The following is a 17100-nucleotide window of genomic DNA, read 5'->3' on the forward strand; positions in this document are numbered from 1 at the left end:
AGGTAGGAAATAATGAAAAGTGGCGTATTTAGCATATTGAAAGCAAGATTCCTGATCCATGAAGATGCAGTAAAAAATTGGCGATTTATTGTCTTTATAATTTTGCTGGCCATTTTGATGATTGCCAATACACAGCGTTACGAACAAAAGGTTTTTGAAATCGCAAAATTAAATAATGAAGTAAAAGAGCTAAGATCTGAATTTGTAGATCGACGCTCAGAATTGATGAAGTTAAAAATGGAGTCAACCATTTCGGATAAAATGTTAGAAAAACAAATTTTTCCGTCGACAGTTCCTCCAGTGAAAATAGAAGTTACAAAAGAAGAAGAAAAAAGTTTCTTTAAAAGAATATGGCAGTAGACGATAAACATATATCCTACAGAATTTACCTCGTAGCAGTTTTCATCTTTTTGATGGCAATTGCTATTGTTGTTAAATTAACCAATATTCAATGGGTTGAGGGAGATTATTACAGAAAACTGGCAAAACAGCGTACTGTGAGAAACTTTGTAATTCCAGCCAACAAAGGAAATATTTATTCTGCTGACGGAAGTTTGCTGGCAACGTCGATCCCGAATTATGAAATTCGTTTTGATGCAAAAGCGCCAAAAACAGAAACTTTCGAAAAGTATGTAAAACCATTGTCAGATTCATTGGCAACAGTTTTGGATAAGCCAAGCAGTTATTTTCAGAAAGAATTGCGAAAAGCACGCGAAAATAAAAACCGTTATTATTTGATCGCTCGTAAGCTGAGCTATACCGAATATGTAAAAATAAAAAGTTTTCCATTATTCAATCTAGGAGCTTTTAAAGGAGGGATTATTGTTGAGCAAGAAACAGTTAGAAAGCATCCGATAGGGAAAATTGCTGAAAGAACGATTGGTTATGATCGAATTGATCCTGCGACTGGAGTAGAAGTAGGAAAAGGAATTGAGTGGGCTTTCAAAAGTTATCTGAACGGAAAAGACGGCAAAATTCTAAAGCAGAAGATTGCAAAAGGGCAGTGGAAACCAATTCGTGATGTTAATGAAGTAGATCCAATTGATGGTTACGATGTGATCTCAACTATAGATGTTTTCATTCAGGATATTGCACATCATGCTTTGTTGAAACAATTAGAAGATTACGAAGCAGATCATGGTTGTGTGGTAGTAATGGAGACACAAACAGGTCATGTAAAAGCAATTTCAAATTTAGGAAGAGCAGAAGACGGATCGTATTATGAAACGACAAATTATGCGATTGCAGAATCTCACGAACCAGGGTCGACTTTTAAATTGGTTGATTTAGTAGCTATTTTGGAAGATAAAGTAGCTGATACAAGTACAGTCTATGATAGCCACAATGGTGTTGTTAAATATTACGGAAGATCGGTACGCGATTCGCATCATGGTGGTTATGGAAAAGTTTCGCTTGCTCGCGGATTTGAGCTTTCATCCAATACGGTAATGGTTCAGGCGGTTTATGACAATTACAAAAGTAATCCGTCAAAGTTTGTAAACCATATTAGAAGAATTGGTTTGGATAAGCCATTAGGATTACATTTTAAAGGAGAAGGCAGACCGATTGTTCCGCATCCGGGAGATAAAATCTGGTCAGGAGTTTCGCTCCCGTGGATGGCTTTTGGATATTCGGTTTCCGTAACGCCTATGCAGACTTTAGCTTTTTATAATTCGATAGCAAATAATGGTGTAATGGTAAGACCGCAATTTGTTTCAGAAATTAAAGAATGGAATAAAACCATCAAGAAGTTTGATACAGAGGTTATAAATCCACGAGTTTGTTCGCCTGAAACGCTTAAAAAAGTAAAAGCGGTTTTAGAGAATGTTGTGAAAAAAGGAACAGCATCTAAACTGTATTCAAAGGATTTTTCTATGGCAGGGAAAACGGGAACGGCAATGGTTAATTATGGTAAAGCGGGAAGAGAAGGAATGTATTATGCATCTTCTTTTGCAGGGTATTTTCCAGCAGATCATCCGAAATACTCTTGTATTGTGGTAGTTCATAAGCCGAATACAGCTAAGAATAATTATTACGGAGCAGACGTTGCAGGACCAGTTTTTAAAAGAATCGCACAAAAGATTTTTACGGATGCGCCTTCAACAAATAAAATTAAAAAATTAGATACTAGAATTCCAAAACAGGATGCTAGTTATGATAAATATACGGCTGAGGCTAATAAAAAATTGAATCAGATTCCGAATTTAAAAGGAATGCCAGGAATGGACGCGATTGCTTTGCTGGAAAATTTAGGTTTGAAAGTAAAAGTAAATGGAATAGGGAAAGTAAAAAATCAATCGATTCAAGCTGGAACTAGTATAAGCAAAAACACAACAATTGTATTAGAATTATCGTGAAAGTATTAAAAGACATATTATATAAAGTAGCTATTGAATCTGTAAAAGGGTCAACAGATGTGGCTATTCAGAAAATTGAATTTGATTCACGTAAAGTTGAAACAAATGATGTTTTTGTGGCAATCAGAGGTTCGCTTTCTGATGGACATAATTATATAGAGAAAGCAATTGAGCTTGGAGCAAAAGCAATTATTTGTGACACGCTTCCTGCAAATACGGCTAATGATGTAACGTATATTCAGGTAAAAGATACCAATGCGGCTTTGGCTTTTATGGCGGCTAATTATTTTGGAGATCCTTCCGCAAAACTAAAATTAGTTGGCGTAACAGGTACAAACGGAAAAACGACAATTGCGTCATTGTTATTTCAATTGTTTGAGAAAGCGGGTTTTAAAGTTGGCTTGTTGTCTACTGTAAAAATTGTAGTTGATAAAACTGAATATCCTGCAACGCATACAACGCCAGATTCTCTGACTATTAACCATTATTTAAATGAAATGGTTGAAGCTGGAGTTACACATTGTTTTATGGAGGTAAGTTCGCACGGAATTCACCAGAAACGTACAGAAGCTTTGCATTTTGTAGGTGGAATTTTCACGAATCTTTCGCATGATCATTTAGATTACCACCCAACGTTTGCTGAATATAGAGATGTTAAAAAATCATTTTTTGACTCACTTCCAAAATCAGCATTTGTATTGTCAAACATTGATGATAAAAATGGTTCGGTAATGCTTCAGAATACCGTCGCTAAAAAATTGACTTATGCTTTAAAATCATATGCAGATTATAGAGCTCAGATTTTAGAAAGCCAATTGTCTGGATTATTGTTGAAGATTAATGACAATGAAGTTTGGGTAAAACTGATTGGTACTTTCAACGCATATAATGTTTTAGCTATTTACGGAACTGCGGTAGAGTTAGGGATTGATAGTTTAGAAGCGTTACGATTACTGTCTGATTTAGAGAGTGTTTCGGGTCGTTTTCAATACATTGTTTCAGATGGTGGGATTACGGCTGTTGTAGATTATGCACATACGCCAGATGCATTGGAAAATGTTTTGAAAACGATAAATGATATTCGCACTAAAAACGAACAGTTAATTACTGTAGTAGGCTGCGGAGGAAATCGCGACAAAACAAAACGTCCGATTATGGCAAAAATTGCTTCAGATTTGAGTGATAAAGCGGTTTTGACTTCGGATAATCCAAGAAATGAAGATCCAGAAGTTATTCTGGATGAAATGGAACAGGGAGTTGAGCCACACAACTATAAAAAAATGCTGAGAATTACAGATAGAAAACAGGCAATTAAAACAGCTTGTCAATTGGCTCAAGCAAAAGATATCATTCTAATTGCAGGAAAAGGACACGAAACTTATCAGGAAATAAGCGGTGTTCGTCATCATTTTGATGATATGGAAACGGTAAAAGAAATTTTAGAACAACTAAATAAATAAGAAAAAGGAAATTCCAAATCCCAATAAACTTTGGATTTTGGGTTTTAAAAAATTGGAATTTAATTCGAGATTGGAATTTAAAAAAATAAGAAAATATGCTGTACTATTTATTTGAATATTTTGATAAAACATTGGATCTTCCTGGAACAGGAGTTTTCCAGTATATCACATTTAGGTCAGCTTTGGCATTTATGCTTTCGTTGCTTCTGTCTACCATTTACGGTAAAAGAGTAATTAACTTTTTGCGTCGCCAGCAAGTAGGTGAAACAGTTCGAGAGCTAGGTCTTGCAGGTCAGAATGAGAAAGCAGGTACTCCAACAATGGGTGGACTGATTATCATTTTCGCGACACTAGTTCCTGTTTTGTTATTTGCAAGACTGCACAACATCTACATTGTTTTGCTGATTGTAACAACATTGTGGATGGGAACAATTGGTTTTGTTGATGATTATATCAAAATATTCAAAAAAGATAAGCAAGGTTTAAAAGGAATTTTTAAAGTTATTGGTCAAGTTGGTCTTGGGATTATTGTTGGTGCAGTTCTTTATTTTAATCCTGCCGTTACAGTAAGAACAGATACAGGCCGTACAGATGTATTTAAAACTGCAGCAAATTCGACAGTTATTGTACCTGCAGGAGTTGAAGAAAAGTCTACAGCAACTACAATTCCTTTCGTAAAAAATAACGAATTTGATTATGCCGAAGTATTGTCTTTCATGGGAGATGGATATGAGAAATGGGCTTGGTTGGTATTTATTCCAGTTGTAATTTTTATTATCACCGCAGTTTCAAACGGAGCCAATTTAACAGATGGAATCGATGGACTCGCCGCAGGGACCTCGGCAATTTCCGTCCTCGCGCTCGGGATATTCACATTCGTTTCTGGTAATATCATATTCTCAAATTATCTGAATATTATGTATATCCCCAATTCGGGAGAAATGACAGTCTTTATATCGGCCTTTGTAGGAGCATTGATTGGATTTCTTTGGTACAACTCATTCCCAGCATCGGTTTTTATGGGAGATACAGGAAGTTTAACTATTGGGGGAATCATCGCAGTCTTGGCAATTGCAGTTCGTAAAGAAATATTGATTGTTTTATTCTGTGGAATTTTCTTGGCAGAAAGTGCTTCAGTAATTATTCAGGTAACTTATTTTAAATATACGAAGAAGCGTTTTGGCGAAGGACGAAGAATTTTCCTGATGTCTCCGCTTCATCATCATTATCAGAAAAAGGGATATCACGAAAGTAAAATCGTGACCCGTTTCTGGATTGTTGCCGTAATGTTAGCCATATTGTCAATCATTACTTTAAAATTAAGATAGATGAGGCTAGTAGTACTTGGAGGAGGAGAAAGCGGAGTAGGAACCGCGATCCTCGGTAAGAAACAAGGATATGATGTTTTTGTGTCCGATTTTGGAAAAATAAAAGAGAGTTATAAAGAAGTTCTTATCATTAATAAAATAGCCTGGGAAGAGGAACAGCATACAGAAGATTTAATTCTAAATGCAGATGTGGTGATGAAAAGCCCAGGAATTCCAGATAAATCTCCGATAGTAAAAAAGCTGGTTGCAGCGGGAGTAAAGGTGATTTCGGAAATCGAATTTGCAATACCTTACACAGAAGCAATGACCATCGGGATTACGGGAAGTAATGGTAAAACGACCACCACAATGCTTACGCATCACTTGCTTAAATATGCAGGATTGAATGTAGGATTGGGCGGAAATATTGGAAAAAGTTTCGCGTGGCAGGTTGCAGAAAACAAATATGACGCATACGTTCTTGAATTAAGCAGTTTTCAGTTAGACGGAATAATAAATTACAGACCCGATATTGCGATAATAACCAATATTAGTCCAGACCATTTAGATCGATATGAGTATAAATATGAAAATTATATCAATTCGAAATTCCGAATAACGATGAACCAGACTGAAAACGATTATCTCATTTACGATGCAGATGATGAAGCAAGTACAGAATGGTTAAAAAAGAACAAAACAAAAGCAAAATTAATTCCTTTTTCATTGACGAAAAAATTTGATGAAGGGGCTTCTATAAATAACAACAAAATGGAAATAAAGATCAACCAAGAAGAGTTTACAATGGATACAGAACACATTGCGTTAGAAGGAAAACATAATATGAAAAACGCCATGGCAGCAAGCTCTGTAGCTAAATTGATGCAAATTAGAAATGCAACGATTCGTGAAAGTCTATCTAATTTCCAAGGTGTTGAGCACCGTTTAGAAAAAGTATTAAAAATACAGAACGTTCAATATATCAACGATTCAAAAGCAACAAACGTAAATGCTACTTTCTTTGCTTTGGATAGTATGAATGCGCCAACAGTATGGATTGTTGGAGGTGTTGATAAAGGAAATGACTACAACGAATTAATGTCATTAGTGCGTGAAAAAGTAAAAGCTATTATTTGTCTTGGAATCGATAACCGCAAAATTATCGATGCTTTTGGAAACGTTGTTGATATTATGGTTGAAGTAAATAATATGAACGATGCCGTAAAAACGGCTCAAAGATTAACAGAAAAAGGCGATGTTGTTTTATTGTCTCCAGCCTGCGCAAGTTTCGATTTATTCGAAAACTACGAAGACAGAGGAAAGCAATTTAAACAAGCAGTGCATAACTTGTAGAAAATAGTTTAAAGTTTCATGTTTCAGGTTTCAAGTTGAGTACCTAAAACATGAAACCTGAAACAAAGGAAACTTGAAACAAAACAACAAATGAAGGAGCTAGTTAACAAACTAAAGGGAGATAGAGTAATATGGTCATTCGTGGCCCTATTGGCGTTGTTTTCGTTTATGCCTGTTTTTAGTGCGAGTAGTAATTTAGCCTATATAGGTCATGGGACTGGGAATACATTGGGGTATTTGATAAAACATCTGGCTCACGTTTGTATCGGTTTCTTGATTATTTATTGGGTTCATAAAGTGCCGTACCATTATTTCAGAGCAATTTCAAAAATTGCGCTTCCAGTGGTTTGGTTATTATTACTGTACACTTTGTTGAAAGGGACTGTAATTGCGGGAGCAAATGCAAGTCGTTGGATTCAGGTGCCGTTCATAGGAATTACGTTTCAGACTTCGACTTTAGCGGCAAGCGTATTGTTTATTTACGTTGCACGTTATTTATCGAAAACCAAAGAAGAAAACGAGCCATTTCAGACCTCGTTTATTCAGCTTTGGATTCCCGTATTTATCACTTTGGCATTAATATTACCAGCCAACTTCTCAACTACAGCGTTGATATTTTCAATGGTAATGATGCTTACGTTCATTGGTAAATACCCCTTAAAATATATTGCTTTTATCATCGGATCAGGAATTGCAATGTTGGCTTTTTTCCTTTTGGTGGCAAAAGCATTTCCAGATTCAAGATTCTTTAGCAGGGTTTCAACGTGGGAAAGCCGTATTATGAACTTTACCACAGATAAGCCAGATGAAGATGACTATCAGATTGAAAAAGCAAAAATTGCAATTGCATCGGGAAGATTGGGCGGATTAGGGCCAGGAAAAAGTGTTCAGAAGAATTTCTTGCCGCAATCATCTTCAGATTTTATTTATGCAATTGTAGTAGAAGAATATGGTTTAATTGGCGGTGTTGCCATTTTGGTTCTGTACTTATTGTTATTGTTCCGATTTGTGATCGCTTCGCATAAAGCCAATACGTTATTTGGAAAACTAGTCGTCGTCGGTCTCGGATTCCCGATGATATTTCAGGCGATGATTAATATGGCGGTTGCAGTAGAATTATTGCCGGTGACAGGGCAGACGCTTCCTCTAATAAGTTCTGGAGGTAGTTCGATCTGGATGACTTGTTTCTCTCTTGGAATTATCATCAGCGTAACCAAAAAAGAAGAAGAAATTGCTGAAGAACAAGAAGAAAAAGCAAGAAGAAAAGAAGCGCTTCAAAGATTAATAGATAAAGAATTGGCAGAAGATGATTTGCCAGTTGATGAAAAAGAAGAGATTTACGAAGAAGAAGCTTTGTATTCCATTGAAGATAATTCAAGAAATCCGATGAATGCGGTTTTAAACAAATAAGATTAGAATATAAAAAGTTTTTAAAAAGTTGTAATTTTTAGAAAGATGACAAAGTATAAATTCATACTTAGCGGAGGAGGAACAGGAGGGCATATCTATCCTGCAATTGCGATTGCAAATGAATTAAAATTACAATTTCCTGATGCAGAATTTCTTTTTGTAGGTGCCAAAGATAAAATGGAAATGCAAAAAGTGCCTCAGGCAGGTTACGAAATAAAAGGTCTGTGGATCGCAGGATTACAACGAAAATTGACTTTACAAAACTTAATGTTTCCGCTAAAATTGGCAAGCAGTTTATTGGAGTCAAAAAGAATAATTAAAAAGTTCAAGCCAGATGTAGTAATTGGTACGGGAGGTTTCGCTAGCGGACCTTTATTGCAAGCGGCAGGTTCGGCAGGAATACCAACGGTTGTTCAAGAGCAAAATTCTTATCCGGGAATTACAAACAAATTGTTGAGCAAAAAAGCAAATGCAATTTGTGTAGCGTATCAAAATTTGGAGCGTTTTTTCCCAAAAGAGAAAATTGTTTTAACTGGAAATCCAGTTCGTCAGGATTTAATTGATATCGAAAGCAAACGTGACGAAGCAGTTGCTTTCAATGGTTTAGATCCGAATAAGAAAACATTGCTGGTTTTAGGTGGAAGTTTAGGGGCAAGAAGAATTAATCAGTTAATCGAAAAAGAATTGCAAAATTTTCTTTCTCAAGGTGTACAGGTAATCTGGCAATGCGGGAAATTATATTTTGAAGAATATAAAAAATACAATCAGCCAAATGTAAAAGTGGTTGATTTTATTGAAAGAATGGATTTCGTTTACGCAGCATCAGATGTCATAATTTCACGTGCAGGTGCTTCGTCGGTGTCAGAATTATGCATTGTTGGGAAACCAGTGATTTTTATTCCGTCACCTAATGTAGCTGAGGATCACCAAACTAAAAATGCGCAGGCGATTGTAGATGCAAAAGGTGCGATTTTGTTGAAAGAATCTGAGCTTGACAGCCAGTTTAGCATTGTTTTTGAAGCGCTGCTGAAAGATCACGGAAAACAAAAACAGCTAAGTGATAATATTAAAAAACTGGCCAAACCAAAAGCTACACAAGATATTGTAGCGGAGATTGTGAAGTTAATTAAAAAGTAAAATATAGGCGAGGGCTTAAAGCCTATAGCTTAATGCTTAAAGCAAATAAAAATGAATTTAAATCAAATACAAAACGTTTATTTTATTGGTATCGGCGGTATCGGAATGAGTGCCCTGGCTCGTTATTTCAAGTTTATTGGAAAGAAAGTTTCAGGCTACGATAAAACACCTTCTATGCTGACTAATGAATTGATTGAAAGTGGTATTGATATTCATTTTGAAGATGATATAAACTTAATTCCAAAAGATTATTATGTAGAGAACACATTGGTGATTTATACGCCAGCGGTTCCAAAAACACATTCTGAGTGGAATTATTTTATTGAAAGAAATTACGAGGTTAAAAAACGTGCTGAAGTTTTAGGAATCATTACTAAAGATACTTTCTGCTTTGCAGTTGCGGGAACACACGGAAAAACAACAACATCAAGTATTCTTGGGCATATTTTATTTCAAAGCGGTGCAGATGTAACAGCTTTTATTGGAGGAATTGTAGAAAACTATAATTCAAATCTAATAGGAAGCGGAAAAACTGTGACAGTTGTAGAAGCAGATGAATTTGATAGATCATTCCTGCATTTGCATCCCAATATTGCTTGTGTTACTTCTATGGATGCTGATCATTTGGATATCTATGGAACTAGCGATGCTATTCAGGCTTCGTTTAGAGAATTTGCTGCCAAAGTTGAAGATAAAAATAATCTTTTTATAACCAAAGAATTGCCTTTAGACGGTGTTCAATGTGCTATAAATGAAGATGCTGTATATAAGGCTTATAATGTTCGTATTGAAGATGGGGCTTATGTTTTTGACGTGCAAACGCCGTCAGAAATCATGAAGGATTTACGTTTTGGACTGCCTGGAAAACACAATTTAATGAATGGATTGATGGCTATTGCGATGGCTAAAACTTACGGCACCCCGACCGATTCTATTGCAAAAGCCATTGCTTCATTCAGCGGAATTAGAAGACGTTTTTCGTATCAGATTAAGAGCGAAAATTTAGTATATATTGATGATTATGCGCATCATCCGACAGAAATAAATGCTGTTCATCAGGCAGTTAGAGAATTGTATCCAGGACGCAAAGTTTTGGCAATTTTCCAACCGCATTTATTCAGCAGAACGAGAGATTTTGTTGACGGATTTGCAGAAAGCTTATCGCAGTTTGATGAAGTGTTTCTGATGGATATTTACCCTGCTAGAGAGCTTCCGATGGAAGGAGTGACTTCTGAGTGGCTTTTGGGTAAAATGACAAATTCGAACAAAAAAATTGTTGCAAAAGAAGATTTATTAGGTGAAATCAAAGCCAGTGATGCACCTATTATTGTAACAATTGGAGCTGGTGATCTGGGAGAAATGGTTCCTTCAATTAAAATGATTTTAAATGAAAATATTTAATTGGACAAATATAAGATTAGTACTTATTTTCGGACTGGTTTTGTTTTTATATTCCTTCGCGCAGCATCGAAATGGCGATCGAAAATTGAAAAAATCGATGGTTGTTTTTGTAGGGGAAAATACGCTTTTTGTGAAACCAGAAACGGTTAATAAATTGTTGATAGAAAATAAAAGAGACGCTTCCAGTATTAGAAAAGATGAACTAGATTTGAATAAGATAGAGAAAACCCTCGATACGCAAGACATGATTGAGAAGTCAAATGTTTTTGTAAGTATTGATGGAGTTCTAAAAGCAGTAGTAAAACAGAAGACGCCCATAGCAAGAGTTTATGATGGCGGCGCTTCTTTTTATATTGACTATGAGGGAAATAAAATGCCCTTATCGGACAATTTCACTGCACGAGTTCCTCTTGTTTCAGGGGCAATAAATGAAAAAAATAACGAAGATTTAGCCGCTTTATTTCGCACAATTTATGACGATGCGTTTTTGAAAAAAAACATCATTGCTATAGAGATTATGCCGAATGGAAGCTTAAAAATGTTTAATCGTAACTATGATTACTTCATAGATTTTGGAAGAACGATGAATGTTGATAAGAAATTTAGAAACTATAAAGCCTTCTTTCAAAAAGCAGTTTTAGATAGTTCGTTATACAAATACAAAAAAATTGACCTTAGGTTTACGGAACAAGTAGTTTGCACTAAATAATAGAAAATGGAAAAAGATAACATTGCAGTAGGTCTAGATATTGGAACAACCAAAATCGTTGCCATGATTGGCAAAAAAAATGAATATGGTAAGTTGGAGATTTTGGGCATTGGCAAATCCAAAAGCTTGGGTGTTGCCAGAGGAGTAGTAAACAACATTACGCAGACGATACAATCGATACAGCAAGCGATACTCGAAGCAGAAAATAATTCAGGATATAAAATAAAAGATGTGGTTGTGGGTATTGCCGGACAGCACATCAGAAGTATCCAACATACCGATTACATCAGCAGAAATAATCCTGAAGAAGTAATTGGCGAAAAAGATATTCAGCTCCTAATCGATCAGGTAAACAAACTGGCGATGTTACCAGGAGAAGAAATCATTCACGTTTTACCGCAAGAATTCAAAATCGATGGGCAATCTGAAATAAAAGAACCAATCGGAATGTACGGCGGAAGATTAGAATCTAGTTTTCACGTTGTGGTTGGACAAGCGTCTTCAATCAGAAATGTTGGAAGATGTATCCAGAGTTCAGGAATTGAATTATCTGGATTGACATTAGAACCATTGGCTTCAGCTGATGCTGTTTTAAGTCAGGAAGAAAAAGAAGCTGGTGTTGCACTTATCGATATAGGTGGTGGAACAACAGATTTAGCGATTTTCAAAGATGGCATCATTCGTCATACAGCAGTAATTCCTTTTGGTGGAAATGTAATTACAGACGACATCAAAGAAGGCTGTTCAATTATTGAAAAGCAAGCCGAGCTTTTAAAAATAAAATTCGGATCTGCTTGGCCAGGAGAAAATAAAGACAACGAGATCGTTTCTATTCCAGGTTTAAGAGGAAGAGAACCAAAAGAAATTTCGCTTAAAAACTTATCTAAAATTATCCATGCAAGAGTTGTGGAAATTGTAGAGCAGGTTTTCGCAGAAATTAAAGCGTATGGACATGAAGATCCTCGTAAAAAATTAATCGCTGGAATTGTATTAACAGGTGGGGGCGCACAATTAAAGCACATCAAACAGCTGGTAGAATACATTACAGGAATGGATACTAGAATTGGTTATCCGAACGAGCATTTGGCAGGAAATTCTAGTGAGGAAATCTCGAGCCCGCTATTTGCAACTGCAGTAGGATTAGTAATGAACAGTATCGAAAATAGTTCGCAAAGTGCTGTTAGAATGGAACTGGTTAAAGAACAGCCAAAAGTTGTTTACAGAACAGCTCCTCCGGTACAGCGATACGAAGTTGAAGAAAACTACGTTGAGAAAGTAGAAACCATTGAAGAGCCTAGAGAAACCGTAAGTCAAAAGGTGCCTAAAAATGAATCTACTGAAACCAAAATAAGAAGATCATTTTTTGATCGATATGTCGACAAAATCAAAGAATTTTTAGACAACGCAGAATAATAAAAAGAGAAGGATTATTTCTTGCCCCAAGTCAAGAAGTAAAAAATGTACTTAATAAGAATTTCAAAAAACCAAAAAGATGATGAGCAACTCAGAATTTGGAAGTATTTCATTTGATTTACCAAAAAATCAATCAAATGTAATCAAAGTAATAGGTGTAGGTGGGGGCGGAAGTAACGCAATAAACCACATGTTCAAACAAGGTATTAAAGGCGTAGATTTCATCGTTTGTAATACCGATTCGCAAGCGCTTCAAAATAGTTCAGTACCCAATAAGATTCAGTTAGGAGTTAATTTAACTGAAGGATTAGGAGCAGGAGCAAACCCAGACGTTGGACAGCAGTCGGCTATCGAAAGTATTTCGGATATTGAAAAAATGTTGGATAAAAATACTAAGATGGTGTTTATCACTGCTGGTATGGGTGGAGGAACTGGAACTGGTGCAGCTCCCGTGATTGCTCAATTAGCAAAAGAAAGAGAAATATTAACAGTTGGTATCGTGACAATTCCCTTTCAGTTTGAAGGAAAAGTGCGTCAAGAGCAAGCAGTTATTGGAATCGAGAAATTGCGTAAGCAGGTAGATTCTTTAATTGTAATCAACAATAATAAATTAAGAGAAGTATACGGAAATCTTGGTTTTAAAGCAGGATTCTCTAAAGCGGATGAAGTTTTGGCAACTGCCTCTAGAGGTATTGCCGAAGTAATTACGCACCACTATACTCAAAATATCGATTTACGTGACGCAAAAACTGTTTTAGCAAACAGCGGAACTGCGATTATGGGATCTTCTGTAGCAGAAGGCGAAAACAGAGCTAAAGATGCTATTGTTTCAGCATTAGATTCTCCATTGTTAAATGACAATAAAATTACGGGTGCCAAAAACGTATTGTTGCTTATCGTTTCTGGAACCAATGAGATTACTTTGGATGAAATTGGAGAAATCAACGATCATATTCAAGCTGAAGCGGGTTACAATGCCAATATTATCATGGGAGTTGGTGAAGACGAAACTCTTGGTGAAGCCATTGCTGTAACTATTATCGCTACAGGATTTGATGTAGAACAACAAAATGAAATTGTAAATACAGAACCAAAGAAAATCATTCATACGTTAGAAGATGAGCAGAGAAGCGTTCATAATTTAACGAATAAACCACTTGCTTCTTTCGACTTAACTGTTGATACACCGACAGCGAAAGTGGAAGATAAAGTTGTTTTTGATTTGATGGATGATGACGAAACTTTTACTCCAACTGCACAAGCTGTTGCTCCAGCAATCAATCAGGAAGAGTTGGTGGTGATGTCTGAGTTTATCAAAAATCTAGATGTTACTTTCGAAATCGTTTCGCCAATTACAGATATCGATTTTACAATTTCATCTCCTGAAACACCAGCTGTTCAGCCAGTGCAACAGCCAGTGCAGCAGCAAAGAGTTTTTGAAAGAGAAGAACAAACAACTTTCTCTTTTGATCTTCCGTTGTTTAAACAAGAGCCAGTAAGAAGAGAGCCAGTTGTTGAAGATAACAGAGTGCTGTTTGAATTGACAAATGAAACTCGTGATATTAAAGTAAACGATCCAGTCCAATTTGTTCCTGTAACTGAAGTTTCAGATAACGGAATCATTAAATACTCTCTAGAAGAGTACATGGAAGTTGAAAATGATTTATTGGCTTCTAAACCAGTTGAAAAAGTAGTTGAAGATACAATTCCTGAGGAATTAAACATTACTTTGAAACCAAGAGTAGATTTTGCAAGTCAGCCAGATATTACGACAACTTCTGAAGTTTCTCCTTTAGAATTGACTATTGAAGAAACATTGCGTTTAAGAGCAGAAGAAAGAAGAAAGAAACTAAAAGAATTTAACTACAAATTCCATAACAATGTTTCTAGAATCGATGAGTTGGAAAAAGAGCCAGCTTACAAAAGATTAGGAATAGATTTGTCTAATTCTCAGTCTAATAATACAAATTCTAGAATCTCTGTTGGAACAGACAGTAATAATGATTTACAATTACGTTCAAACAATTCATTTTTGCACGATAACGTAGATTAATTTTTAGAATCATAATATTGGGTAACCCGAAAATTGGATTTAATTTTCGGGTTATTTTTTTTATCTTCGCACAGAATTTCAAAATTTGACTTCCTAAATAGGTTTTTAAAGTGAATCTGATTATCACCCTGAGCGAAGTCGAAGGGTCAAATTAATACATCAATTAATAAGCGTTAGCTTATTCTAATAAAAATATAAACATGAGTTTACAAACACTAATCATGGACGAAATCAAAGACGCCATGAAAGCAAAAGATACAGTCGCTTTAGAAGCTTTAAGAGCTGTTAAATCTGAATTATTGTTGGCTTCAACGGCTTCAGGATCTAAAGAAGATTTGTCTGAAGAAGATGAGATTAAATTGCTTCAAAGATTGGTTAAAACCCGTAAAGAAAGCGCAAGAATCTTTACAGAGCAAAACCGTCCAGATTTGGCAGAACCAGAATTGGCTCAAGTTGCTGTAATCGAGAAGTTTTTACCAGCGCAATTAAGTGAAGAAGAAGTAGAAGCTGTAGTGGCAAAAATCATTGCTGAAACAGGAGCTTCTGGAATTGCTTCAATGGGAAAAGTAATGGGATTAGCATCTGCTCAATTAGGCGGAACTGCTGAAGGAAAAACCATTTCTACAATTGTGAAAAAATTACTTTCGTAAATATAATTTTAGATTTTAGACTGTAGATTTTTTAGATTCCAATCAGCAATCTAAAATCTATAATCTGAAATCAGAAATAAAATGACCTCGTAGTTCAACTGGATAGAATATCAGATTTCGGCTCTGAGGGTTGGGGGTTCGAACCCCTCCGGGGTCACTATAAAAGCGCATTCTTTTGATTATTAAAAGAATGCGCTTTTTAAATTATTATATTCCTGCAGTTTTCTACAAACTCACAATTTACTTAGCCTGTTTTTTAGAATTTCTAATGATATAATAAACCGAAAACAGAAAGACAATACCGTAAATAACTGCCATTGCTGGATTCTCAAATTTTAAACTCTTAAAATCAAATTGCTTATATAAAGTTACGCCTAAAATGATGGCTACTATCCAAAAAACAAATGTTATAGGTTGGTTTTTATTTTCCATGGTTTTAAGTTTTATAGTTAATAATCTTCAAATGATTTGTCATCATCCCATTTCTTTTGGCTTAAATATTTTCCGCAGGAATCGTAAAGCTTTATTACTGCCTTTTTGGGATTTCTATTATATTGAAAAATCCATATTTCGTTTTCAATAATTTTAATTCTACAAAACTTTTTAGTGTCGCAGGCATCCATTGAACAAATGTTTACGGATTTTTTCTTAAAAATTTTATTGCCATTTTCATCAATTACTTGATCAATGATAATGATTTTTTTATGAGGCAACTTCCAAAAAATAAATTTCCGATCTTTCTCTGTTCTTTCTGATTTAAGTGTTGCGTTTTTAAGAGAACATTTATGTGTTTTGAAAGTTACACTTTCATCTTCATTGGGTAATTTATTAGCGTTTGCCGTTTGAAATGAAATGATGCTAAATAAAATTAATATTCTAAGCATTAGTTGCAATTTAGAATTTATCCTGTTCAGCTCTTAATAAATCGAAAATACTCTCGCTCTTAAAGTTCTCCATAAATAAATTAATTAGAGGTACAGTTGGGCTTTTGGGATATTTTTTCATGAATCGGTTAAATTCTTGAATGTTTTCTGGATAAATATATTTTTCATCTGTCGCTCTTTCGGCAGTTGGAGTATTGTCTTGACCAACTAAATAATCCATTTGGTAATTTTTGTATTCGTCTTTTACAGATGAAATTAATTTTGAATCAGGATATTTGGTCATGAAATTTTCCCAAGAAATTACTCTGTCGCCTAGATCTTTAAATGAAATAACAAGTCCCGCATCTGCAGAATAAAGCGTTTTGTTTTCTTCACTTTTCAAGTACAGATACTCTTTGTAATCGCTCGTTACGTAATCTTTGAAAATTCTATAATAAAAATCAGGTACAGGCTCTATTTCGACATATCCTTCTCCAATTTCCCAAAACTCTAATTGATGCTTATTAAGTTTTTCACCTAAAAGCTTTACAGCTTTTTTATCAGCTTCATCTTCATTGTAAAATTTATCCAATATTCCAGATTCTTTTTCGGCTATCTGTCCCAACAAAGTATTGTTTTCTTCAATATACTTTTCGTATAGTGCGTTTCCAGCTTCTTTATTGGGTAATGTTTTTAATTTTAGAACAATTTCATTTTTGTTTTTAGAAAATTGCTCTAATAAATCAGAATTTGATTGTGCAGTTTGTGTAGAACTTTCAACTTTGGTGCTGTCTTTCTTTGTTGTCTCTTTATTTTGAACGCTTTTATTATCTGTTTGTTTACATGAAGAAAGTAAAATTACGCAAGTAATTACTGTGAAGAATTTTCTCATTTTATATGTTGAATTTTTAAACTTTAGAAATGCTTTTTAAATGAAAAGGACAAAAAAGATAAAAATTCTTCCTTGTCCTTTATTTTTTTAGAATT

General features: G+C 35.1%; 15 protein-coding genes and 1 tRNA gene. 13 read left to right on the forward strand and 3 right to left on the reverse strand.

Annotated elements, in window-relative coordinates; genetic code table 11:
• The first annotated feature begins 12 nt into the window (after positions 1-12).
• The 13 genes from GR162_RS03920 (at position 13) to GR162_RS03980 (ending at position 15407) form a co-directional block, all read left to right on the forward strand.
• Positions 13-360, forward strand: coding sequence for an FtsL-like putative cell division protein (locus GR162_RS03920; protein ID WP_066032697.1), 348 nt, complete (start codon positions 13-15; stop codon positions 358-360).
• Positions 351-2357 carry a penicillin-binding protein gene (locus tag GR162_RS03925; RefSeq protein WP_119789359.1) on the forward strand — a complete coding sequence of 669 codons (2007 nt, stop codon included), beginning with the start codon at positions 351-353 and terminating at the stop codon, positions 2355-2357. Before GR162_RS03920 ends, GR162_RS03925 begins: the two co-directional genes overlap by 10 nt.
• Entirely contained in the window at positions 2354-3817 is a 1464-nt protein-coding gene (locus tag GR162_RS03930; RefSeq protein ID WP_160781059.1) for a UDP-N-acetylmuramoyl-L-alanyl-D-glutamate--2,6-diaminopimelate ligase, read from the forward strand. The genes GR162_RS03925 and GR162_RS03930 overlap by 4 nt, the downstream gene beginning before the upstream one ends.
• Positions 3818-3912: 95 nt before the next feature.
• Positions 3913-5145 carry a phospho-N-acetylmuramoyl-pentapeptide-transferase gene (mraY, locus tag GR162_RS03935; RefSeq protein WP_008467153.1) on the forward strand — a complete coding sequence of 411 codons (1233 nt, stop codon included), beginning with the start codon at positions 3913-3915 and terminating at the stop codon, positions 5143-5145.
• A complete protein-coding gene (murD, locus tag GR162_RS03940) occupies positions 5146-6477 on the forward strand; it encodes a UDP-N-acetylmuramoyl-L-alanine--D-glutamate ligase (protein WP_008467152.1) in 1332 nt (443 codons plus the stop codon). It begins immediately after the preceding gene.
• A 90-nt stretch (positions 6478-6567) separates the two neighbouring features.
• A complete protein-coding gene (locus tag GR162_RS03945) occupies positions 6568-7887 on the forward strand; it encodes an FtsW/RodA/SpoVE family cell cycle protein (RefSeq protein WP_160781060.1) in 1320 nt (439 codons plus the stop codon).
• Between the two features lie 45 nt (positions 7888-7932).
• Positions 7933-9024 carry an undecaprenyldiphospho-muramoylpentapeptide beta-N-acetylglucosaminyltransferase gene (murG, locus tag GR162_RS03950; RefSeq protein WP_160781061.1) on the forward strand — a complete coding sequence of 364 codons (1092 nt, stop codon included), beginning with the start codon at positions 7933-7935 and terminating at the stop codon, positions 9022-9024.
• A 51-nt stretch (positions 9025-9075) separates the two neighbouring features.
• Positions 9076-10425, forward strand: a complete 1350-nt coding sequence (gene murC, locus GR162_RS03955) for a UDP-N-acetylmuramate--L-alanine ligase (protein WP_160781062.1) — start codon at positions 9076-9078, stop codon at positions 10423-10425.
• On the forward strand, positions 10412-11134 hold the full coding sequence (locus GR162_RS03960) for a cell division protein FtsQ/DivIB (protein WP_008467144.1): 723 nt from the start codon (positions 10412-10414) through the stop codon (positions 11132-11134). Before murC ends, GR162_RS03960 begins: the two co-directional genes overlap by 14 nt.
• Before the next feature lie 6 nt (positions 11135-11140).
• Positions 11141-12547 carry a cell division protein FtsA gene (gene ftsA, locus GR162_RS03965; RefSeq protein WP_008467141.1) on the forward strand — a complete coding sequence of 469 codons (1407 nt, stop codon included), beginning with the start codon at positions 11141-11143 and terminating at the stop codon, positions 12545-12547.
• Between the two features lie 79 nt (positions 12548-12626).
• Positions 12627-14600 (forward strand): cell division protein FtsZ, encoded by a 1974-nt coding sequence (gene ftsZ, locus GR162_RS03970; protein ID WP_160781063.1) that lies wholly within the window; start codon positions 12627-12629, stop codon positions 14598-14600.
• Positions 14601-14800: 200 nt separating this feature from the next.
• Positions 14801-15250 (forward strand): GatB/YqeY domain-containing protein, encoded by a 450-nt coding sequence (locus GR162_RS03975; RefSeq protein ID WP_160781064.1) that lies wholly within the window; start codon positions 14801-14803, stop codon positions 15248-15250.
• An 83-nt stretch (positions 15251-15333) separates the two neighbouring features.
• A tRNA-Arg gene (locus GR162_RS03980) sits at positions 15334-15407 on the forward strand.
• 83 nt (positions 15408-15490) lie between these two features.
• Here GR162_RS03980 and GR162_RS03985 read toward each other — a convergent pair.
• Genes GR162_RS03985 through GR162_RS03995 form a run of 3 tightly spaced genes read right to left on the reverse strand, consistent with a single transcriptional unit; the run spans position 15491 to position 17005 of the window.
• Complete coding sequence (locus GR162_RS03985; RefSeq protein WP_119789362.1) at positions 15491-15682, reverse strand: hypothetical protein; 192 nt, start codon at positions 15680-15682, stop codon at positions 15491-15493.
• Positions 15683-15699: 17 nt separating this feature from the next.
• Complete coding sequence (locus GR162_RS03990; protein WP_160781065.1) at positions 15700-16134, reverse strand: hypothetical protein; 435 nt, start codon at positions 16132-16134, stop codon at positions 15700-15702.
• A gap of 10 nt (positions 16135-16144) precedes the next feature.
• Positions 16145-17005, reverse strand: coding sequence for a hypothetical protein (locus GR162_RS03995; RefSeq protein ID WP_160781066.1), 861 nt, complete (start codon positions 17003-17005; stop codon positions 16145-16147).
• Positions 17006-17100 lie beyond the last annotated feature (95 nt).

This window comes from Flavobacterium sp. HBTb2-11-1 (assembly GCF_009826975.1).
GTDB lineage: Bacteria > Bacteroidota > Bacteroidia > Flavobacteriales > Flavobacteriaceae > Flavobacterium.